Source organism: Aquariibacter albus (assembly GCF_014145335.1).
GTDB classification, from domain to species: Bacteria; Pseudomonadota; Gammaproteobacteria; order Burkholderiales; family Burkholderiaceae_C; genus Aquariibacter; species Aquariibacter albus.
This window is the reverse complement of the sequence record NZ_JACIVI010000006.1, coordinates 145889-164677: the sequence shown is the minus strand read 5'-3', so window position 1 is coordinate 164677 and position 18789 is coordinate 145889. Positions and strand designations below refer to the sequence as shown.

General features: G+C 71.2%; 20 protein-coding genes. 4 read left to right on the top strand and 16 right to left on the bottom strand.

Annotation, left to right across the window (positions count from 1 at the left end):
* The first annotated feature begins 48 nt into the window (after positions 1-48).
* Positions 49-1842 (top strand): SulP family inorganic anion transporter, encoded by a 1794-nt coding sequence (locus H4F90_RS14250; protein ID WP_182665745.1) that lies wholly within the window; start codon positions 49-51, stop codon positions 1840-1842.
* Positions 1843-1914: 72 nt separating this feature from the next.
* Here the strand turns inward: H4F90_RS14250 and H4F90_RS14245 are convergent, their stop codons facing one another.
* The 15 genes from H4F90_RS14245 to H4F90_RS14175 all read right to left on the bottom strand — a co-directional run bounded on the left by H4F90_RS14245 (position 1915) and on the right by H4F90_RS14175 (position 14573).
* Positions 1915-2436, bottom strand: coding sequence for an MOSC domain-containing protein (locus tag H4F90_RS14245; RefSeq protein WP_182665743.1), 522 nt, complete (start codon positions 2434-2436; stop codon positions 1915-1917).
* Between the two features lie 288 nt (positions 2437-2724).
* Entirely contained in the window at positions 2725-3153 is a 429-nt protein-coding gene (locus H4F90_RS14240; protein WP_182665741.1) for a hypothetical protein, read from the bottom strand.
* Between the two features lie 70 nt (positions 3154-3223).
* Complete coding sequence (locus tag H4F90_RS14235; protein ID WP_182665739.1) at positions 3224-3790, bottom strand: hypothetical protein; 567 nt, start codon at positions 3788-3790, stop codon at positions 3224-3226.
* A gap of 168 nt (positions 3791-3958) precedes the next feature.
* Entirely contained in the window at positions 3959-4375 is a 417-nt protein-coding gene (locus H4F90_RS15885) for a DUF4019 domain-containing protein (RefSeq protein ID WP_182665737.1), read from the bottom strand.
* A gap of 80 nt (positions 4376-4455) precedes the next feature.
* Positions 4456-4920 (bottom strand): GNAT family N-acetyltransferase, encoded by a 465-nt coding sequence (locus H4F90_RS14225; RefSeq protein ID WP_182665735.1) that lies wholly within the window; start codon positions 4918-4920, stop codon positions 4456-4458.
* A 78-nt stretch (positions 4921-4998) separates the two neighbouring features.
* Positions 4999-5481 carry a hypothetical protein gene (locus tag H4F90_RS14220; protein ID WP_182665733.1) on the bottom strand — a complete coding sequence of 161 codons (483 nt, stop codon included), beginning with the start codon at positions 5479-5481 and terminating at the stop codon, positions 4999-5001.
* A gap of 430 nt (positions 5482-5911) precedes the next feature.
* Positions 5912-6826, bottom strand: a complete 915-nt coding sequence (locus H4F90_RS14215) for an acyltransferase domain-containing protein (protein ID WP_182665731.1) — start codon at positions 6824-6826, stop codon at positions 5912-5914.
* Positions 6823-7785: a triphosphoribosyl-dephospho-CoA synthase gene (locus tag H4F90_RS14210; protein ID WP_182665729.1), complete on the bottom strand. Its 963-nt coding sequence runs from the start codon at positions 7783-7785 to the stop codon at positions 6823-6825. Before H4F90_RS14210 ends, H4F90_RS14215 begins: the two co-directional genes overlap by 4 nt.
* Entirely contained in the window at positions 7782-8549 is a 768-nt protein-coding gene (gene mdcG, locus H4F90_RS14205; RefSeq protein ID WP_182665727.1) for a malonate decarboxylase holo-[acyl-carrier-protein] synthase, read from the bottom strand. Before mdcG ends, H4F90_RS14210 begins: the two co-directional genes overlap by 4 nt.
* The gene (mdcE, locus tag H4F90_RS14200) at positions 8546-9250 is read right to left on the bottom strand and encodes a biotin-independent malonate decarboxylase subunit gamma (protein ID WP_182665725.1); all 705 of its coding nucleotides are present in this window, start codon (positions 9248-9250) and stop codon (positions 8546-8548) included. Before mdcE ends, mdcG begins: the two co-directional genes overlap by 4 nt.
* Positions 9247-10161 carry a biotin-independent malonate decarboxylase subunit beta gene (locus H4F90_RS14195; RefSeq protein ID WP_182665723.1) on the bottom strand — a complete coding sequence of 305 codons (915 nt, stop codon included), beginning with the start codon at positions 10159-10161 and terminating at the stop codon, positions 9247-9249. Before H4F90_RS14195 ends, mdcE begins: the two co-directional genes overlap by 4 nt.
* Positions 10158-10478: a malonate decarboxylase acyl carrier protein gene (gene mdcC, locus H4F90_RS14190; RefSeq protein ID WP_182665721.1), complete on the bottom strand. Its 321-nt coding sequence runs from the start codon at positions 10476-10478 to the stop codon at positions 10158-10160. The genes H4F90_RS14195 and mdcC overlap by 4 nt, the downstream gene beginning before the upstream one ends.
* Positions 10479-10494: 16 nt before the next feature.
* Positions 10495-12180 (bottom strand): malonate decarboxylase subunit alpha, encoded by a 1686-nt coding sequence (gene mdcA / locus H4F90_RS14185; protein ID WP_182665719.1) that lies wholly within the window; start codon positions 12178-12180, stop codon positions 10495-10497.
* Positions 12181-12221: 41 nt separating this feature from the next.
* Positions 12222-13481, bottom strand: coding sequence for an SLC13 family permease (locus tag H4F90_RS14180; RefSeq protein ID WP_182665717.1), 1260 nt, complete (start codon positions 13479-13481; stop codon positions 12222-12224).
* Between the two features lie 162 nt (positions 13482-13643).
* Positions 13644-14573 (bottom strand): LysR family transcriptional regulator, encoded by a 930-nt coding sequence (locus H4F90_RS14175; RefSeq protein WP_182665715.1) that lies wholly within the window; start codon positions 14571-14573, stop codon positions 13644-13646.
* Positions 14574-14670: 97 nt separating this feature from the next.
* On the opposite strand from H4F90_RS14175, the gene kefF reads away from it, so the two are divergent.
* On the top strand, positions 14671-15309 hold the full coding sequence (gene kefF, locus H4F90_RS14170; protein WP_182665713.1) for a glutathione-regulated potassium-efflux system oxidoreductase KefF: 639 nt from the start codon (positions 14671-14673) through the stop codon (positions 15307-15309).
* A 50-nt stretch (positions 15310-15359) separates the two neighbouring features.
* On the top strand, positions 15360-17246 hold the full coding sequence (gene kefC, locus H4F90_RS14165) for a glutathione-regulated potassium-efflux system protein KefC (protein ID WP_182665791.1): 1887 nt from the start codon (positions 15360-15362) through the stop codon (positions 17244-17246).
* A 28-nt stretch (positions 17247-17274) separates the two neighbouring features.
* Here kefC and htpX read toward each other — a convergent pair whose 3' ends face one another.
* Positions 17275-18120, bottom strand: coding sequence for a zinc metalloprotease HtpX (htpX, locus tag H4F90_RS14160; protein ID WP_182665711.1), 846 nt, complete (start codon positions 18118-18120; stop codon positions 17275-17277).
* Between the two features lie 224 nt (positions 18121-18344).
* Here htpX and H4F90_RS14155 point away from each other — a divergent pair, with 224 nt between their 5' ends.
* On the top strand, positions 18345-18785 hold the full coding sequence (locus tag H4F90_RS14155; protein WP_182665709.1) for a hypothetical protein: 441 nt from the start codon (positions 18345-18347) through the stop codon (positions 18783-18785).
* Positions 18786-18789: the final 4 nt, after the last annotated feature.

Sequence of the window (18789 nt, the reverse complement as noted above, 5' to 3'; positions counted from 1 at the left end):
AGGATGACCGGGTGGCGTCCGCGCCCGAGCCCGCCATCCCCCCGCCCCATGAGCCCGAACCCCCAGCCTTCGACGCCCCCGTCCCCGCCCTCGCGCGCCCGCGGCTCGCGCCTCGTCCCGGTCTGGCTGCGGGCCTACTCCCGCGACACCGGGGCCCGCGACGGTCTCGCCGCGCTCATCGTCACGCTCATGCTCATCCCGCAGAGCCTGGCCTATGCCCAGCTCGCCGGCCTGCCGCCGCAGGCGGGGCTTTACGCCAGCATCGCGCCGCTGCTGCTCTATGCCCTGTTCGGCAGCAGCAGCGCGCTGGCCGTGGGGCCGGTGGCCGTCCTCTCGCTGATGACGGCCGCAGCCCTCGGCGGCCTCGACCCCGCCCTGCTCCCCGACGCCGCCGCCCGCATGCAGGCCGCCATGACCCTGGCCCTCCTCTCCGGCCTCATGCTGCTGCTGATGGGCCTGCTGCGCCTGGGCTTCCTGGCCAGCTTCCTCAGCCATCCGGTGATCGCCGGCTTCATCACCGCCTCGGGCCTGCTGATCGCCACCGGCCAGCTCAAGACCCTGCTCAATGTGCGCGCCGAGGGGCAGGACCTGCCCACCCTGCTGCCCGCCCTCATCCAGCAGCTGCCGCAGACGCACGGCCTCTCCCTGGCCATCGGCCTGGCCGTGCTGGCCTGGCTGGTGTTCAGCCGCCGCCACCTCAAGCCCCTGCTGCTGCGCCTGGGCCTGGGCCCGCGGTGGGCCGACCTGCTCAGCCGCGCCGCGCCCGTGGCCGCCCTCATCGTCAGCACCGCCCTCAGCCAGGCCTTCGACTGGGCCGGCCAGGGCGTCAAGGTCGTCGGCAGCATCCCCGCCGGCCTGCCGCCGCTGAGCCTGCCCAGCCTGGACCCGACCCTGTGGCGCGAGCTTGCCCTGCCCGCCCTGCTCATCAGCATCGTCGGCTTCGTCGAATCGGTCTCCGTCGCCCAGACCCTGGCCGCCAAGCGCCGCGAGCGCATCCTGCCCGACCGCGAGCTGGTCGCCCTTGGCGCCGGCAACCTCGGCGCCGCCTTCAGCGGCGGCTACCCCGTGACGGGCGGCTTCGCCCGCTCCGTCGTCAATTTCGATGCCGGCGCGCGCACCCCCGCGGCCGGCGTCTACACCGCCGGCGGCATCCTGCTGGCCGGCCTGCTGCTGACGCCTGCGCTCTACCACCTGCCGCAAGCCACCCTGGCCGCCACCATCATCGTGGCCGTGCTCTCGCTGGTCGATTTCAGCGTGCTGCGCCGCACCTGGGGCTACGCCAAGGCCGACTTCCTCGCCGTGGCCGGCACCCTGCTGGCCACCCTGGGCCTGGGCGTGGAGCCCGGGCTCATCGTCGGCGTCGGCATCTCCCTGGCCCTGCACCTCCACCGCAGCAGCCGGCCGCACATCGCCGAAGTCGGCCAGGTGCCGGGCACCGAGTCCTATCGCAACGTGCAGCGCCATGCCGTGCTCACGCGCGAAGGCCTGCTCGGCCTGCGCATCGACGAAAGCCTCTATTTCGCCAACGCCCGCGCCGTGGAAGACCACATCAACGCCGCCGTCGCCCAGCACCCCGAGCTGCGCCACGTCGTGCTGCAGTGCTCCGCCATCAATGCCATCGACGCCAGCGCGCTGGAAAGCCTGGAAGCCATCGCCCACCGCCTGCACGAGGCCGGCATCGCCCTGCACCTCTCCGAGGTCAAGGGCCCGGTGATGGACCGCCTGCAGCGCAGCGACTTCCTGCAACAGATGGGCGGCCAGGTCTTCCTGACCCACCACCAGGCCGTGTGCACCCTGGGCGGCGAGCCCCGCCCCAGCACCCCGCCCCCCGCAGCCGACTGAAGCCCGGTCCCCGGCCGTGCGGCCGGGCCGGCGCACCCCCCCCCGGCGGCCGGGGCGGCGGCTGGAAGGGCCTCAGCCCGCTTCCACCCGCAGCGCGTCCCCCGCCCGCAGCCAGCCGCCCTGCAGCACCCGCGCGCACACCCCGCCATGGCCGCGCACCGCGTTGTAGCCCCCCGGGCCCAGCAGCGCCTCCATCTTCGAGCAAGGGTCGCAGGGGCCGGTGATCTCCAGCAGCACCTCCGCCCCGATCCGCAGCCGCAAAGGCCGGTCGGCAAACGGCGAGCGCGCCGCCAGCAGGTTCAAGCCCGACACCACCAGATTGCGCCGCAAGCTGCCCAGCTCCGCCAGCGGCCGGCCCGTCCAGCCGGCAATCAGGGCCAGATGCTCCGCCTGGATCAGCGTCACCTGCCGCTTGCCCCCCTCCGGCCGGCTCGGCGCCCGGGCCGCACTGCGGTCCCCCCGCAAACCCCGGCCCGCCAGCGCCTCCGCCGCCTCCACCGCCAGGCCCGGCTGCCCCCGGGCGGGCCGCAGCAGAAGCTGCTCCAAGCGGCCCGGGGTGGGGTGGCGGGAGATCAGGGTGCGCAGGTCGTCCATGGCGGGGGATTGTGGGTGGGCCAGGGCGGCGGACTGGCACCGATGGCTTCAGGGGATCGGAGGGCTGGGCGTCGAGACGTGAGGCCCCTGCCCTGGAAAAGCCGTGACGCGATCCCGCTCGCGCAGCTTGATCGCAGTGATTTTGAAATCAACTCCGTAGCGATCCACCATCTGCGGCCCCGGCTTTCCCATCAAACACTCCTTCTGTTAGGTTGGAGTGTCCACTAAAGTAAAACAAGGTTCTTCCAGTGCCCTTGACGGATGGGTTAGGCCGCAGGGGCAAGCGACTCACTTGCTTTTCTCTGCTTGCTTTCTAGCCGCCAAGGTTCTGATCCTTGGTGCTGCGACCTGAATACTTGTTTCTAAGAGTTCCTTGCACTGAGTGTCGACCTTTCTCATCGCGTCTTGACTGCCGGCTGCACTCAGCTTGGTGATGAACTCCTTTCGCCGATCTGTCGCCTCGGCGCGATACTTGTCTTCACCAACTAGCGCCACTGCAGCTGCGAAGTTCACCTTCTGCATTCGAGCCAACTGCTCAGAGAGCTTTGCGTCACTGGATGTGGTCGTTTCGCTTGAGAGAAGGTAGAAGTCAGAACACTCGGCAAAGCGCCAGCCTAGGGTGACCTCCTCCTCAGAGGAAGCGGGTATCGCTGACTGAGCGCAAACCTCTGCGGTAAGGAGTGTCATAGCGGCAAAGCGAGCAAGTTGATAGCGCATAGAGGCCTAACGTTTGACATGAGAGGCGGCGCAAGGGCTTAGCCCTTGTGACGTCCTCTCGATGGAAGGGTTAGGCGACACCGGATTCGGCATCTTGATGAACTATCGTTTTGAACCAATCCAACGGCTTGTCGGTCTCTTCGTAGAACCTGTTGACCCGATAGGAGAGACCTACGTCCCTCGATTCATCTTTCTCTCTTCTTCCCTTGTGAACGCCATACCCGTCTATCTCAACCACGTGCTTAAGTGACCACCGTGGACTTCCGTTGTCGTCGCCATAGAACAACGCCAAGTCGTGTGTGATTTTCTTTTCCGATGATTCGAACTGCGGGACAAAGAGAAGTGCCGATGGACCACCGCGCTTGTCTTCTGGAAGATCATCAAGATCCCATGCAAACCAGGGCTCCCACAGCCAAATTCCCTCATATATGCGTTCGCTCACACGAACCGAGGATGTGGACAACTGAGGAACGACTGGGCAGCGTTGACGAATGAAATCACACGCCCCCAGGATAAACATTGCTTCCAGCTTGGAGTCGCATCTGGCCAGTACTTCGAGCGCCTTGGCGTCAAGCCTGGGCGACCAATCAATATGGAGCATCTGCTTGCAGATGTAGTCAATGTCTTGTTGCTTCAAGGCGCCTCCTGTGGCGTCTAACGTTCGAGCTAAGCTGCCCGCGTAGGCAGGCGGCGTAAGCCTTGTGTGCGAAGGTGCCGAAGGCGCCGCACACAAGGCTTGCGACGGCTGCCGTAGCGGGTCAGCTTGAGCGAGGGGTTAGGCATCACCGCGCCCGGCACCGCGCTGCTACTTGATGAAGTAACCGACAACCCGCCAAGATCCGTCTGGGTCCAAGACCACCGTCACGGTCTCGGTTGCGTTTGCCTTGCTCTGGAATGAAGACTGGTACTGAAGCACCACGTATTGACCGTCTGGAGCCCCAGGAAGCGACTTTGTGGACTGAGCGGTCTTTTGCTCTCGTTGCCGAAGCGCGCCGAGCGGACCGCGTACTCCGTTCAGGGCTTGTGACCACTGCGCACTGGTGACTGCAGACTTGAAGTTGACTGACGCCTGTTCCCAACTTGACCGGGAGTCCGCAGCGTCGACGAGGTTGAGCCAAGCCAATGCGGCAGCCTGCGCTGGCTCAGTGGTTGAAGGGCCAGAGGCAAAGGCCCAGCTGGCGGCGGAAAGGGCTGCGAATGCGATGGCAGTTCTGCGAAGCATGAGGACCTCCGTGGCTTGTTTGTGATGCCTAACGTCTGAATTAAGCCGCGCCGCGAAGCGGCGTCGGCTTGAATGAATTGTTAGCCAGCACTTCTTTCCATTCTGGCATTCGCCATCTCGATGTCTTTGACGCGAACCACTCTGCGCTCAGTAACACTGAAGCCATGATTGGAGAAGAATTGCTCTGCGGCCAAGCTAACGTGCGAATACACATGATCTATGCGCCTATCCAATGCCGCGCCAAGTATGTGATGCATCAGTGTCGCCCCAACACCACGCCTGGCAAATGAGCTTGCAACGAAGAATTGATCAATGTAACCAGTGCTCTGGAGGTCGGCGAATCCAGCAATCTGACCGTCAATAGTGGCCACGAAAGGATTGTTCGCAGAGAGCCTTTGCAGCCACGACTGTTTGTCATAACTCTCTGGTGCCCAAACATCTAGTTGTTCTGGCGTGTAGAAATTTCTCGCAAGATCATGGACGGACAAATAGAAAACTTGCCTCAATTCATCAGCATCGGCTGGTTTGAAGTTGCGGATGAGCATGGTGTGCTGGCTAACGTTTGACATGAGAGGCATGACCCGGCTTGCTGGGTCATGTCCTCTCGATGGAAGGGTTAGGGCTCACCCGCGCGGCACGATTCTTTGGAGCCCATGCATCACATTCTCGAAGGTGCCAGGAGGGAACTCTGGGATTACATTCGATCGCAGAGCAACGGGCACGGCACTGATCTTCACTTCGTCTTCGCCATCTAGGCATTCGCGGATATAGGCGAACGGCAATATTGAAAGCGAGCCTGATTCCGAAACGACGGCACGGCCAGTCCAATCATTGAACTCGTGGAAGGTGAGATCGGCCCATCTCCATGCATGTTCTTTGACGAGATGGTTGCCCCAGAGAACTCCCAATGCATAGATCAGATCGTCTTCCTCAACCCCTTCGACAGGATTGGCTCCAGATTGCTGCCAGTCATACAAGGTCTGATCAATCACATCCAGAAATTCTGAATCTGGATCACGCTTTGGAAGCATTTCGAGAATGCCGTTCGCAAACGAGGTCAAGTCGGCCAGTGACTTTGAATCGACAGGAGTCTCAGTGATCTTCATAGGTTGGCGAGTTTCTGTCGTGAGCTCTAACGTGTAATGGACGTCACTCCAGCCATCCGCGCTTGATGTCTAACGCGCGCTGCGCATGACGCATAAGCACAGGATAGCGGAGCTGTCCTCCTCTGCCCAGAGCATGCGTACACCGTCATCAGCGGGCTTGTGTTCAGGCTTTATCCGGCCTAAATCCTCACGGTATGGGCTGCTGTCGTGTGGTGCGCCCCATGCCGGGCGCAGGCAGCGGCAGACCGACGCAGAACCCAGCCCTGGCCGGTTGACTGCGCAATTCGTCAGCGTGTGGTTGGGCCTGACAGGCGTTGCGCATGTCGCCTGTCAGCTCGCTTTGCGCCGCGGTTTCTTTTCAACCCGCGCCAGCCCATCCCGGCGCGCCGTCAGACGCCCCCGGCCGCAGCCGAATCCCGCAGACCGGCCCTCAGCGTTCCAACTGCCTGCGCACCCAGGCCTGCACGGCGGCGGCGCTGCGGAATTCGTCGGCGGAGCGGGCGGGGAGGTGGGGGAAGCGGTTGGCCCAGTCGCGGGCCAGGGCGTTGCCGGGTCCGATCTCCAGGACGGCTTTCGGTGCCTGGTCGGCCAGTTGTTCGACGACGCCGCGCCAGCACAGCGGCTTTGCGATCTGGCCGGCGAGGCGGGCGCGGGCTTCGGCGGCGTGGCGCACGGGCTGGGCGCCGTCGGCGGCCAGCAGGGGCAGGCGGGGGGCTTGCACGGGGGTGTGGGCCAGGTGCAGGGCGAAGGCGGTGGCCGCGGCCTGCATGGCCGGGGTATGCGAGGCGAGGTCCACGGCCAGCCGGGTGGCTTGCGCGCCGGCCTGGGCGGCGGCTTGTTCGGCGCGGTCCAGCGCGGTGGGCGGGCCGCCGGCAATGCACAGGGCGGGCAGGCGGTCGATGGCCAGGTGCAGGCCGGCGGTTTGGGCCAGGGCCAGGAGGGCGTCGGGCGCGGGGCCGGCCAGGGCGATGAGGCCGCCGGGTTCGCGGGCGGCGCAGGCGTCCATGGCGCGGGCGCGGGCTTCGGCCAGGTCCAGCGCGGTGGCGGCGTCGAAGGCGCCGGCGGCCGAGGCGGCGGCCAGTTCGCCGACGCTGTAGCCGGCCACGGCGCAGGGCGGCGGCAGGCCGGGGGCCAGCTGGTGCCAGGCGGCCAGGGCGCTGGCATTGAGCAGCAGTTGCGCTTCGGCGTTGCGGTGTCGCCGTGCCGGATCGGCCAGCACGGCACGCCAGTCGGCGGCGCCCAGGCGGCGGGCGGCTTCGCGCAGCAGGGGGTCGGCGGGGTCCAGCCAGGGCAGCATGGCCGGGTGTTGGCTGCCCTGGCCGCTGAAGAGCAGTACCCAGCTCATCGCGGGTTTCGGGGCGATGCGCCGGCTGCGGCCGGGGCCGGCGCGCCTTGGCCCAGGCGGCCGACGCGTTCCAGCCAGCAGGCGGCGGCGAGCAGGTCGGCGGCGCCGCCGGGCGAGAGGCGGCGGGCGACGAAGGCGCGGTGCAGGGCCCAGGCCGCGGCCCGGCCGCCGGGGCGGCCGGCGCCCCCGGCCGCGAGGAAGTCGCGCGCGGCGGCGCGGGCCCAGTCCAGCCCGGCCCGGCCGCCGCGCAGGGCGAGGTTGCTGTCGTCCAGCACGGCGACGGTGGCGAGCAGGGCGTCCAGCCGCGCGCTGGCGGGGTCCAGGCCGCGGGCCCGGCCGGCCTGCAGGGTGGGCAGGGTGTGGTCGAAGAGCACGGGGAAGGCGTCGGCCGCTTCGTCGGAGGCGCTGCGCAGGCCCAGGCGCTGCGCGGCCAGGCCGCCGGGCAGGCGCGGCGGGCGCAGGCGGCGGGCTTGCAGGGCTTCGCCCCAGTGCCGGCGCAGGCGGGCGCGGATCGCCGCCGGGCTCAGGGCTTCGCCGGCTGCCGCGGCAGCCCCGCCGGCCGCACACAGCAGGCCCAGGCTGAAGACGGCGCCGCGGTGGGTGTTGATGCCGCCGGTGGCCGCCAGCATGCGCGCCTCGGCGGCCTGGCCGCAGGCTTCCAGCGCGGGGAAGGCGGCGCCCTCGGCGCCCAGCCGGGCGATGGCGACGAAGTAGCCGCGCAGCGCGAAGAGGCTGCGCAGGAAGGTGGCGCCGTCCATGTCGTGGTGGCTGCCGCGGTCGACGAAGGAGACCAGGCCGGGCTTGGGCGCGAGGGCCAGCTCCTCGTAGAGCGCGACGGTGGCGGCGCGGCCCAGGGCCTGCGGGGTGCCGGCCGGGCGGCAGGCGGGCGCCGCCGCCGCCCGGGACGGCCGGCCGGCCGCTGCGGGGGGGCTGGGCCGGGCGGGGGCCGGGCGGCTCATGCGGCCAGTTCCGCCGGGGCCGCTGCGGGGCGGCCGAGCCAGGGCATGCGGCCCTCGAAGCGTTCCAGGCTGGGCGCATCCAGGGCCTGCTGGGCGGGCCAGCGGCGGTCGAACAGGGCGGGCACGGCGGCCTGCAGGGCCTGGCCGTCGATGCGTTTGACCAGCACCGGGCCGCTGGGCTGGCGGGCGCGCTGCTGGCGCCATTCGCGCCAGGCGACGGCGCGGCCGTCGGGGAAGACCAGCTCGCCGTCCAGCCGCGGCAGGCCGGGCGCCGCCTCGAAGCCGGCCAGGGCGGCGGCGGCGCGGTCGGCTTCGGCGCTGTCGGCCACGGCCAGCCAGAGGTCGAGGTCGGAGCCCGGCCGCAGGTGGTCCAGGCCGGTGATCAGCTGCCAGCCGTGGCTGCCGTAGACCCGCGCCTGCAGGCCCAGCCCGTGCAGCACGAGGGCGAGGCGGCGGAAGGGGGCGCGGTGCCAGCGCGGCAGGTTGCGGATCAGGGCGTCCAGGGCGGGGAAGTCGTCGAGGAAGCGCAGCTCGCCGGGCGGCAGGCTCAGGGCCAGGCGCCGCCGGCCGAAGCAGGCGGGCGCCGGCAGGCCCAGGGCCAGTTCGCCCGGGGCGGGCTGGCCGCGGCCGATGACCAGCGGCAGGGCCTGCCCGGCCCAGTGCTGCAGGGCGGCGCGGGCCTCGGCATCCCAGGGGCGGGCGAGCAGGCGCTGCCAGCCGGCCTCCGTCGGCCAGGCGAGCTGGTGGCGGCGCAGCGGGCTCATGCGGCGCTCCGCACGCGCTGCATGACCTCGGCGGCCAGCTTGCGGCCACCGCGTTCGGCGCCGTCGAGCGCGCGGCGGTCGGGCTGGCCGCTGGCGGCCAGGGCGGCGCGCAGGCCGGCGGCCAGGTTCTGCGGCGACCAGAGCGCGCGCACGCCGCCCATGGCCACGTAGTTGTCCACCCCGGGGGCGAAGACGGGGTTGTCGCGCGACAGCTCGGCCAGCCTTTCCTCCGGCAGCTTGGTGACGCGGGCCATGGCGGGCAGGCGCATCACGCGGATCTCGGCCTCGGGCAGGGCGTCGCAGACATCGGCCATCAGGCCCGAGGTGAGGAAGCCGCCCGACAAGGCCTGGTCGTAGACCAGGCCGACGATGCGGTGGCCGCGCCGCCGCGCCAGGTCCACGGCCTTGCCGAGGTGGGCCATGGCGCGGTGGATGCCGAGCATCTCGTCGCGCCGTCGCAGCTGCTGGCCCTGGGTGTCGACCAGCAGCAGGATGGGCCGGCCGGGGTGGTCGCGCACGGTGTCCAGCACCGCGCGGGCCTGGGCCAGCGCGCGGGCCACGCCGATGGGTGCGTGGTCGGTGGTGCCGATGACGGCCAGGTCCTGGCCGTCGAAGCGGAGGGTGCCGCGCAGCACCTCGTCCTCGACCTGGACGTCGTGGCCGGGGCCGGCGAGGGCGTCGAGCAGGGCCTGCCAGTTCATTGGGGCGCTCCTTCCAGCGTGCGGGCGCGCAGGGGGCGCAGGGCGGCGGCGTCCAGGTCGGGCACGCGGGCGGCCTCGGGCACGCCGAGCGCGGTCCAGAAGGCCACCGGCTCGCTGCCGTCGCCGGGCCAGTCGGCCTCGGGCGCCAGGTGCAGGCGCTCGGCCAGCAGGGCGTGCTCGGCTTCCAGCGCGGCCAGCGTCACCGGGCGCGAGCGGCCCAGGCGCTCGATGGCCGCGGTGCGGAAGGCGGCCACGTCGTCGTCGAGCAGGGCATCGCAGTCGCCGCTCAGCCAGCGGTGCTTGCCGCCGGTGGTGCGCCAGACCAGGGCGCGGTCGCGGGCGTCGAACTCGTCCACGCCGTGGCTGGCCTCGATCACTTCGGGGCCGGACATGGCGTGCCGGCCCAGCTCGCTGATCAGCAGGTGGTCGGCGCAGTGCGCCACCAGGCCCATGCCGCCGAAGCAGCCGTTGCTGCCGCCGATCAGCACGATCACCGGCACGCCGGCGGCGCGGCAGTCCAGCAGGGCGCGCATGACTTCGGCCACGGCGATCAGGCCGGCATTGGCCTCGTGCAGCCGCACGCCGCCGGATTCGGCCAGCAGCAGCACGGCCTGCGGCCGCTCGGCCGCCGCGCGCTGCAGCAGGCCGGCCAGCTTGGCGCCGTGGACTTCGCCGACGCCGCCGCCGAGGAAGCCGCCCTCCTGCGCGGCCAGGAAGACCGGCTGGCCGTCCAGGCGGCCGCGGCCGATGACGATGCCGTCGTCGAAGGCCGGCGGCACGCCGAGCACGGCCAGGTGCGGGCTCATCACCCGCTCGGCCGGCGGCAGCCATTCGTGGAAGCTGCCGGGGTCGAGCAGGGCGGCCACGCGTTCGCGGGCCGTGCATTCGGCAAAGCTCAGGGGGAGGCTCATGGGCGCAGCTCCGCGGCGGCCTGATCGAGGCGCAGGCTGACGACGGCGGGCGTGGCGCCGAGGTCGTGGATGGACACGCGCAGCCCGGACAGCGGGTGGCGGCGGTGGAAGTCGGCCAGCACGGCGGCCCAGATCGGGCCGAAGCCGCGGGCCGAGGTTTCGATGCGGACGGTGCAGCCCGGGCCGTCGTCCGGCTCGAACAGCAGCTCCAGGTTGCCGGAGCCCGGCACGCCGACCAGCACCGGCGCGAAGGCGCCGGCCGGCCGGCCGCCGGGGAAGTGGAAGTCCAGGGTTTCGAAGCCCGGGGAAAGGCTCATGGGATGTCCTCGAAGCTCACCAGTTGCGGAAGCGCCGGGGCGGCTGGTAGAGGCCGCCGGAGGCGCGCACGAGGTCGCGCATGTTGTGGGCGGCGAGCAGCTTGCGGGTGGCGTCGCGCGGGTCGATGCCCAGGTCCTGCGGGCGGCGGATCACGCCGCGGTCGCGCAGGTTCTCCACCATGCGCGCGTCGCGGGCCAGGCCGACCGGGGTGTAGCCGGCGACGCCGCGGATGGCCTGCTCGCGCTCCTCATCGCTGCGGCACAGCAGCAGGTTGGCGAGGCCTTCCTCGGTGAGGATGTGCGTCACGTCCTCGCCGTAGATCATGATGGGCGGCAGCGCCATGCCGGCCTGCTCCTGCAGCGTCCAGGCGTCGAGCCGCTCGACGAAGGCGGGCTGCATGTGCTCGCGGAAGGTCTCGACCATCTGCACGACCAGCTTCTGCCCGCGCGGGGTGCCGGCCGCGCCGCGGCGGCCGGCGCGGGCCTGCTCGCCGGCCTTCAGCCAGGCCGGGCTGGCGTGGCGCCGGCCGCGTGCGTCGGCGCCCATATTGGGCGCGCCGCCGAAGCCGGCGATGCGGCCCCGCGTGGCGGTGGAGGAGTTGCCGTCCAGGTCGATCTGCAGGGTCGAGCCGATGAAGAGGTCGCAGGCGTAGTGGCCGGCGGCCTGGCACATGGCGCGGTTGCTGCGCAGGCTGCCGTCGGGGCCGGTGAAGAAGACGTCGCTGCGCGCGCGGACGTAGTCCTCCATGCCCAGCTCGGAGCCGAAGGAGTGGATGGATTCCACCCAGCCCGCCTCGATGGCCGGGATCAGCGCCGGGTGCGGGTTCAGCGCCCAGTGCTTCGCGATCCGGCCCTTCAGGCCCAGCGATTCGGCGTAGGTCGGCAGCAGCAGCTCGATGGCCGCGGTGTCGAAGCCGATGCCGTGGTTCAGGCGCTGCACGCCGTACTCGGCGTAGAGACCCTTGATGGCCATCATGGCCATCAGCACCTGGATCTCGCTGATCTGCGCCGGGTCGCGGGTGAAGAGCGGCTCGATCACATTGGGCTGCGGCGCGACGACGACGAAGTCCACCCAGCCGCCCGGAATGTCCACCCGCGGCAGGGCCTGGCCCGGTCCCACCCATTCGTTGACCTGGGCGATCACCAGGCCGCCGGAGAAGGCGGTGGCCTCGACGATGGCGGGCGTGTCCTCGGTGTTCGGGCCGGTGTAGAGGTTGCCCTCGGCATCGGCCGACTGCGCGGCGACCAGCGCGACCTGCGGACTCAGGTCGATGAAGTAGCGCGAGAACAGCTCCAGGTAGGTGTGGATGGCGCCGATGGCGATGCGCTGTTCCTGCACCAGCCGGGCCAGGCGCGCGCCCTGCGGGCCGGAGAAGCTGAAGTCCAGCCGGCTGGCCAGGCCGCGCTCGAACACGTCCAGATGCTGTGGCAGGGCCAGCACCGACTGCACCATGTGCAGGTCGTGGATGCGGGCCGGGTCCAGCTGCACCAGGCCGTCGGCCAGGAAGTCGGCCTGCTTCTGGTTGTTGCCTTCCAGGGCGATGCGGTCGAAGGGCTCGATCACCGCATCGAGCAGGCGGGCCAGGGCCTCGGTCGCGACGCGCTTGCCGTGCAGGGCCGGGCCCAGGGCGGTGGCCGCGCGCGCCTTGCGCGCCGCGCGCCGCGCGGCCTTGCCTTGCCAGTCTCGGGGGGCTTGGGTCATGGGGTCCAGGGTCGGAGGGGAGGGGGCGGGTGCGGCGGCGCTCACAGCACCACGAAGAGCAGCCAGACCAGCACCGGAGCGATCACCGTCACCGCCGCGCCGTAGATCATCAGCTGGCGGAAGAACACATCGCGCGGGATGCCGCGGGCATTGGCCAGCACCAGGGCGCCGTTGGTGGAGAAGGGGCTCACGTCGACGATGGTCGAGGACACCGCCATCGCCGCGATGAAGCCGATGGCGCTGACGCCGTGGTCGCCCTGCAGGAAGGGCACGGCCAGGGGGATGAGCGAGCCCAGCACCGCCGTCGAGGACGCGAAGGCCGAGACCACCGCACCCACCACGCACAGCAGCAGGGCGGCCATCAGCGGCGAGGTGAGGCCGGCCACGCTGTGGCCGACGAAGTCGATGGTGCCCATCTTCTGCATCACGCCGACGTAGGTGCTGACGCCGACGATCAGCATGATCTCGGGCCACGAAACCTGGCCCAGCGCACCCTTCTGAAGTTGGGGCGCCGCCAGGGTCAGCAGCAGGCCGAGGGTGATCGAGACGAAGCCGATGTCCTGCTTGTAGAACAGGGTGAGCACGGCCAGGACCAGCAGGCCGATGACGGTGGCCCACTGCGTCCAGCGCGCGCCCTGGGCGGCGCCGGCGGCGGGGTCGGCGGGCTCGGTGCCGCGGTCCAGCGCCACGCGCTGGCTCAGCAGCTTGGTGCCGCCGAGCATCACGAAGAGCAGGGCGGCCACGGCCAGGTTCACGCCCAGGCTGGCGAGCATGGTCGTCATCTCGCTGAGCGGCAGGCCGGCCTTCTCGACGATCTTGTTGGTGATGCCGCCGTAGATGCTGATCGGCGAGAAGCCGCCGCCCTGCGCGCCGTGGATCACCATCAGGCCCATCAGCAGCGGGCTGATCTTGTGTTTCGCGGCAAAGCCCAGCGCGATGGGCGCGATGATGGCCACGGCCGCCGGGCTGACCGCGCCGACGGCCGTCAGGCCGGCGGCGATGAAGAACATGATCCAGGGGATGGCCGCGATGCGGCCGCGCACCGCACGCACCGCCAGCCGCACCAGCCAGTCGATGGTGCCGTTGTTCTGCGCCAGGGCGAAGAGGTAGGTGATGCCGACCAGGGTCAGGAAGAGGTCGGCCGGGAAGCCGCCCAGGATCTCCTTGGCCTTCATGCCGGCCACCAGGGTGCCGACGAGGAAGGCGCCGACGAAGGCGATCACGCCCATGTTGATCGGCAGGGCCGTGGCGAGCACGAACATCGCGGCGAGCACGCCGATGGATAGCCAGTGGGAAGTCATGTCTTGTCTCCAGGGTGTTCTTGGACGAGCCTCTCGCCGCGGCGGGCGGGGCTTCTGGGACGCGACGGTAGGGGGCCGCCCCGGGCCGATCAATCAAGCGCGGCGGTCGATCCTTACGCTGGGCGAAACGATCGAGGGCCCCCCCTGGGCTGCGGCGGCGGCTCAGCCGGCCGTCGTGCAGGCCGTGCGGCAAGCCGCCAGCAGGGCCAGCAGGGTGGGGTCGCGCTCGCGGGCGCGCAGCAGGGCCAGGCCCAGGGTCTGGTGCATGCGGTGGGCCGGCGCCAGCGGGATGAGCTGCACCTTCTGCGCGAACAGGCCGCGCACGCGGCCGGGCAGCAGGGTGCAGCCCAGGCCGCCGGCCACCAGGTTGACCAGCGAGAAGATGTCCCCGGTCGTCATCACCACCTGGGGCGTGCAGCCGGCCTGGCGGAAGGCGGCCTGGAAGCCGTCGTAGGTGGCGAAACCCTCGCCGAGGCTGACGAAGCGTTCCTCGGCGCAGTCGCGCAGGTCGATCTGGGCCTGTGTGGCATGGCGGGAGCCGAGGGGGGCGGCGAAGAAGATCTCGTCCTGGAAGAGCGGCGCGAACAGCAGCTCGGGGCCGGGGGCCTCGGGCTCGCCGATCAGGGCGGCGTCGATGCCGCCCTGGCCGAGCTGGCGCAGCAGCTCGGCATTGGAGCCCAGCACCAGCTCCGACTGCAGGGCCGGCAGCCGCAGCTTCATCGCCATCAGCAGGGCCGGCACGGTGTGGATGGTCAGCGAGTACAGCGCACCGAGCCGCAGCCGGTCGGCCGAGTAGCCGCCGGCGGCGCGGGTGGCGCGCACGCCCTCGGCCATCAGGCGCAGCACCTCGTCGGCCACTTCGCCGAGCACCTGCGCAGCCTCGGTCGGCAGCAGCTGCCGGCCTTCGTGGCGGAACAGCGCGCAGCGCATCGCGTCCTCCAGCCCATGCAGGGCGCGGTGCACGCTGACCGGGCTGGTGCCCAGGCGTTCGGCGGCACGGGCCAGGTTGCCGGTGTCGAGGAAGGCGAGCAGCACCTCCAGCTTGCGGAAGCTGAGGTTCTCGTCGAGCGGCGGGCGGTCCGGGCGGGCCATCGCGGCATGGTAAGTCGCGGGCCGGCGGGCCCGGTCCGGCTCGCTATGCTGGCGGCTCGCCGGCCCCGAGCCGCCCCGCCCCCGTCCCGCTGCTGCCATGGCCCGGATCCTCGTCGTGCTCGCCCACCCCGATCTGCAGGCTTCGCGGGCCAACCGCGCCCTTCAGCTCGCGCTGGCCCCGCTGAGCGGCCCGGGCGGGCCGGTCGAGTGGCTCGACCTCTACGCCCGCTACCCCGATTACCTGATCGACGTGCCGGCCGAGCAGGCACGGCTGGCCGCGGCGGAGCTGATCGTCTGGGCCTTCCCCCTGCAGTGGTACAGCGTGCCGGCGCTGCTGAAGCTGTGGATCGACGAGGTGCTCGCCTTCGGCTGGGCCTACGGGCCGGGGGCCGATGCGTTGCGCGGCAAGGCCCTGTGGCTCTTGCCGACGACGGGCGGCAGCGCGGCCAGCTACGAGCCGGCCGGGCACAACCGCCACACGCTCGACGCCTTCCTCGCGCCCTGGGCGCAGACGGCCCGGCTCTGCGGCCTGCGCTACCTGCCGCCGCTGGCCCTGCACGATGCGCATGCGCTCGATGCGCCGGCCCTGGCGGCCCATGGCGCGCAGGTGCGCGACATGCTGGCGCGCTGGCCATCGGTGCCGGCATGGCAGCGGCTGCTCGACGGCGACTGCGTGGAGTGCGCGGTGCCCGCCGAGGCCCGGCCGCTGGCGCGCACCGGCGGGGGCTGGGCATGAGGGCCCTCGCGCGGGCCGGCGCCGCCCTGGCGGTCCTGGGCCTGGCCGCCATGCCGGCTGCCGCCGCCGAGGGTGCGGCGGGCGCCTCGGCCGTCAGCCCCTGGCTGGCGGGCAGCCTGGTCTTCCTGGCGGCCGCGGTGCTGGTGGTGCCGCTGGCGCGGGCACTGGGCCTGGGCTCCATCCTCGGCTACCTGGGGGCCGGCCTGCTGATCGGGCCCGAGGGCCTGGCCCTGGTGGCCGATCCGCAGACGGTGCTGCACGTGGCCGAGTTCGGCGTGGTGCTGATGCTCTTCCTCGTCGGCCTGGAGCTGGAGCCGCGCCGCCTGTGGGCCCTGCGCGGCCCGCTGCTGGGCTGGGGCAGCGCGCAGTGGCTGGGCTGCGCGGCGGTGCTGGGCGCGGGGGCCTGGCTGGCCGGCTGGTCGCTGCCCTGGGCGGGGGTGGCGGCGCTGGGCCTGGCGCTGTCCTCCACCGCGATCGCGCTGCAGGTGCTGGCCGAGCGCAATGCCCTGCCGACGGCGGGTGGGCAGGCGGCCTTCGCCATCCTGCTGCTGCAGGACGTGGCGGCCATCCCGACGCTGGCGCTGATCCCGCTGCTGGCGGTGGGCGGCTCGGGTGGTAGCACATCACACGCGGGCTGGGAGGCGCTGCGCGCGGCGGCAGTGATCGCGGCCATCGTCTTCGGCGGCCGGCTGCTGCTGCGGCCGGCGCTGCGCTGGATTGCGCGCAAGGGCACGCCCGAGGTCTTCACCGCCGCGGCCCTGGGCCTGGTGGTGGGCATTGCGGCGCTCATGCAGCTGGTCGGCCTGTCAATGGCGCTGGGCGCCTTCCTGGCCGGCGTGCTGCTGGCCGAAAGCGAATACAAGCGCGCGCTGGAGACCGATGTCGAGCCCTTCAAGGGCCTGCTGCTCGGCCTCTTCTTCATGGCGGTGGGCATGACGGTGGACCTGGCGGCCCTGGCCGCCGCGCCCGGCCTGGTGCTGGCCGCGCTCTTCGGCCTGCTCGGCCTGAAGGCCGCGGTGCTGTGGGGCCTGGCGGTGGCGATGAAGCTGCCGCGGGCGGAGCGCCCGCTCTTCGTGCTGCTGCTGGCGCAGGGCGGCGAGTTCGCCTTCGTGGTGTTCCAGGCGGCTTCGGGCGCCGGGGTGATCGACCGGGCGACGGCTTCGGTGCTGGTGGGTGCGGTGTCGCTGTCGATGCTGCTGACGCCCCTGTTGCTGCTGGCGATGGACCGCCTGCAGGCCCGCCATGCGGCGGCGGGCGGCACGGCGCCGGCCGACCCGGCCAGCCACCTGGCGCGCGGCACGACCGGCGATGCGGCCGGCCATGCGGCGCCGGTGATCATCGCGGGCTTCGGCCGCTACGGGCAGATCGTCGGCCGCCTGCTGCATGCCAATGGCGTGCAGGCCACCGTGCTGGACCACGATGCCGAGCAGGTCGAGACCCTGCGCCGCTTCGGCTTCCCGGTGTTCTGGGGCGATGCCACCCGGCTGGACCTGCTGCGCGCCGCCGGCGCCGCCCAGGCCCGCCTGCTGGTGCTGGCCATCGACGATGTCGAGCAGAGCCTGAAGGTGGTCGACGTGGTGCGCGAGCACTTCCCGCAGCTGCCCATCGTGGCCCGCGCGCGCAATGTGCAGCACTGGTTCGCGCTGCGCGAGCGCGGGGTGGCGGATGTCGAGCGCGAGACGCTCGACGCGGCCCTGATGAGCGGCCGCCGTGCGCTGGAGCATCTGGGCTGGGCGCCGCATGCCGCCCGCACGCTGGCGCTGCGCTTCCGCCGCCATTCGGTCGAGCAGCTGGAGACGCTGCGTCCGCACCGGGCCGACCAGCAGCGCCTCGTCGGCATGGCCCGCGCGGGCCGGCAGCAGCTGGAGCAGTTGTTCGCCGAGGAGCGCGCGGCCGGCCCGCGCGGCCGGCAGGCCGGCTGGGGCGAGGACCGCTGAGGCGGCTTTCGCCGCCCGCGGTCCGGCCTCAGTCGCGCGACAGCGCGACGAGCCGGGCGACCCGCTCCTCGGTCGCCGGGTGGGTGGAGAACAGGCCGCGCAGCCCGCCGCCGGACAGCGGGTTCATGATCATCATCTGCGCGGTCTCGGGGTGGCGCTCGGCGGCCTCCAGCGGAATCTGCTCGGCGCGGCCGGCGATCTTGTTGAGTGCGCTGGCCAGGGCCAGCGGGTCGCCGGAGATCTCGGCGCCGCCGCGGTCGGCCTCGAACTCGCGGGCCCGGCTGATCGCCATCTGGATCAGGCTGGCGGCCAGCGGCGCGAGGATCATGACCGCGATGCTGGCGATCGGGTTGGCCGGCCGGCCTTCGCTGTCGCGCCCGCCGAAGAGCATGGCGAAGTTGGCGAGCATCGAGATCGCACCGGCCATGGTGGCGCTGACCGTGCTGATCAGGATGTCACGGTGCTTCACGTGGGCCAGCTCGTGGGCCATCACGCCGCGCACCTCGCGCTCGCTGAGCATGCGCAGCAGGCCGGTGGTGGCGGCCACCGCGGCATGCTCGGGATTGCGGCCGGTGGCGAAGGCGTTCGGCGCGTCTTCCTGGATCAGGTAGACCTTGGGCATGGGCAGCTCGGCCCGCTGGGCCAGCTCGGCGACCATGCGGTAGAACTGTGGCGCCGTGGCTTCGTCGACCTCCTGCGCGTTGTACATGCGCAGGACCATCTTGTCGGAGAACCAGTAGCTGAAGAAATTCATCCCGATCGCGACCAGCAGCGCGAGCACCATGCCCTGGCTGCCGCCGATCATCTGGCCCAGGGCCATGAACAGCGCGGTGATGGCCGCCATCAGCATGGCGGTCTTCATCAGGTTGAACATCGTGGAGATCCTTTCGGCGGGCCCGTCAAAGGGCGAACCCGTGCGGCGGTAGATGCGGCCGGCGGCCGGGAGTTCAAGCCAGGGGCCGCGGCCGGAGCGCAAGGCGGCCTCGACCCCGGGCCGGGCAGCATTCCCGGGGCAAATCACTCGGCGGCGGGGCCCCCGCGTCGCCCCGCTGCTAGATTGCCTCCAGCCCATCCTGGCCGGTCCTGCGGGAGATTCCGATGCCCTCTGTTGCCCCCCTGCGGCTTGGCCTCCTGGCCCTGGCCAGCCTGGCCGCCGGCCTGGCTTTCGCCCTGCCCGCCGACCGGATCGAGGCCCCCTCGCTGACCGGGGTCTGGCGCTGGACCGATCCCGGCCAGTGCCGCGAGGTCTACGAGTACCGTCCCGACGGCCTTGGCTTCATCCTGAGCGGCGAGGAGCGCACCGAGATGCGCTACGCCATGGGCCCGCTGGATGCCGCCACCGGCTTCCACACCCTGCAGGTGACGGTGCTCAAGGACCATGGCGGCATGGACTGCACCGGATCGCGGCAGAACGACAGCGGCCGCGAGATCAAGATGTACCTGAAGTTCAAGCCCGAGGGCGACCAGCACATCGTCTGCGTCACCCCTTCCCTCGACGCCTGCTTCGGCCCGCTGGGCCGGAGCCCGAGCTCCCGCTGAACGG

What these genes read in the sequence shown, in the direction of transcription:
- H4F90_RS14250 (WP_182665745.1), top strand. Translation starts at nt 49, where the DNA reads ATGAGCCCGAACCCCCAGCCTTCGACGCCCCCGTCCCCGCCCTCGCGC.
- H4F90_RS14245 (WP_182665743.1), bottom strand. Translation starts at nt 2,436, where the DNA reads ATGGACGACCTGCGCACCCTGATCTCCCGCCACCCCACCCCGGGCCGC.
- H4F90_RS14240 (WP_182665741.1), bottom strand. Translation starts at nt 3,153, where the DNA reads ATGCGCTATCAACTTGCTCGCTTTGCCGCTATGACACTCCTTACCGCA.
- H4F90_RS15885 (WP_182665737.1), bottom strand. Translation starts at nt 4,375, where the DNA reads ATGCTTCGCAGAACTGCCATCGCATTCGCAGCCCTTTCCGCCGCCAGC.
- H4F90_RS14225 (WP_182665735.1), bottom strand. Translation starts at nt 4,920, where the DNA reads ATGCTCATCCGCAACTTCAAACCAGCCGATGCTGATGAATTGAGGCAA.
- H4F90_RS14220 (WP_182665733.1), bottom strand. Translation starts at nt 5,481, where the DNA reads ATGAAGATCACTGAGACTCCTGTCGATTCAAAGTCACTGGCCGACTTG.
- H4F90_RS14215 (WP_182665731.1), bottom strand. Translation starts at nt 6,826, where the DNA reads ATGAGCTGGGTACTGCTCTTCAGCGGCCAGGGCAGCCAACACCCGGCC.
- H4F90_RS14210 (WP_182665729.1), bottom strand. Translation starts at nt 7,785, where the DNA reads ATGAGCCGCCCGGCCCCCGCCCGGCCCAGCCCCCCCGCAGCGGCCGGC.
- mdcG (WP_182665727.1), bottom strand. Translation starts at nt 8,549, where the DNA reads ATGAGCCCGCTGCGCCGCCACCAGCTCGCCTGGCCGACGGAGGCCGGC.
- mdcE (WP_182665725.1), bottom strand. Translation starts at nt 9,250, where the DNA reads ATGAACTGGCAGGCCCTGCTCGACGCCCTCGCCGGCCCCGGCCACGAC.
- H4F90_RS14195 (WP_182665723.1), bottom strand. Translation starts at nt 10,161, where the DNA reads ATGAGCCTCCCCCTGAGCTTTGCCGAATGCACGGCCCGCGAACGCGTG.
- mdcC (WP_182665721.1), bottom strand. Translation starts at nt 10,478, where the DNA reads ATGAGCCTTTCCCCGGGCTTCGAAACCCTGGACTTCCACTTCCCCGGC.
- mdcA (WP_182665719.1), bottom strand. Translation starts at nt 12,180, where the DNA reads ATGACCCAAGCCCCCCGAGACTGGCAAGGCAAGGCCGCGCGGCGCGCG.
- H4F90_RS14180 (WP_182665717.1), bottom strand. Translation starts at nt 13,481, where the DNA reads ATGACTTCCCACTGGCTATCCATCGGCGTGCTCGCCGCGATGTTCGTG.
- H4F90_RS14175 (WP_182665715.1), bottom strand. Translation starts at nt 14,573, where the DNA reads ATGGCCCGCCCGGACCGCCCGCCGCTCGACGAGAACCTCAGCTTCCGC.
- kefF (WP_182665713.1), top strand. Translation starts at nt 14,671, where the DNA reads ATGGCCCGGATCCTCGTCGTGCTCGCCCACCCCGATCTGCAGGCTTCG.
- kefC (WP_182665791.1), top strand. Translation starts at nt 15,360, where the DNA reads ATGCCGGCTGCCGCCGCCGAGGGTGCGGCGGGCGCCTCGGCCGTCAGC.
- htpX (WP_182665711.1), bottom strand. Translation starts at nt 18,120, where the DNA reads ATGTTCAACCTGATGAAGACCGCCATGCTGATGGCGGCCATCACCGCG.
- H4F90_RS14155 (WP_182665709.1), top strand. Translation starts at nt 18,345, where the DNA reads ATGCCCTCTGTTGCCCCCCTGCGGCTTGGCCTCCTGGCCCTGGCCAGC.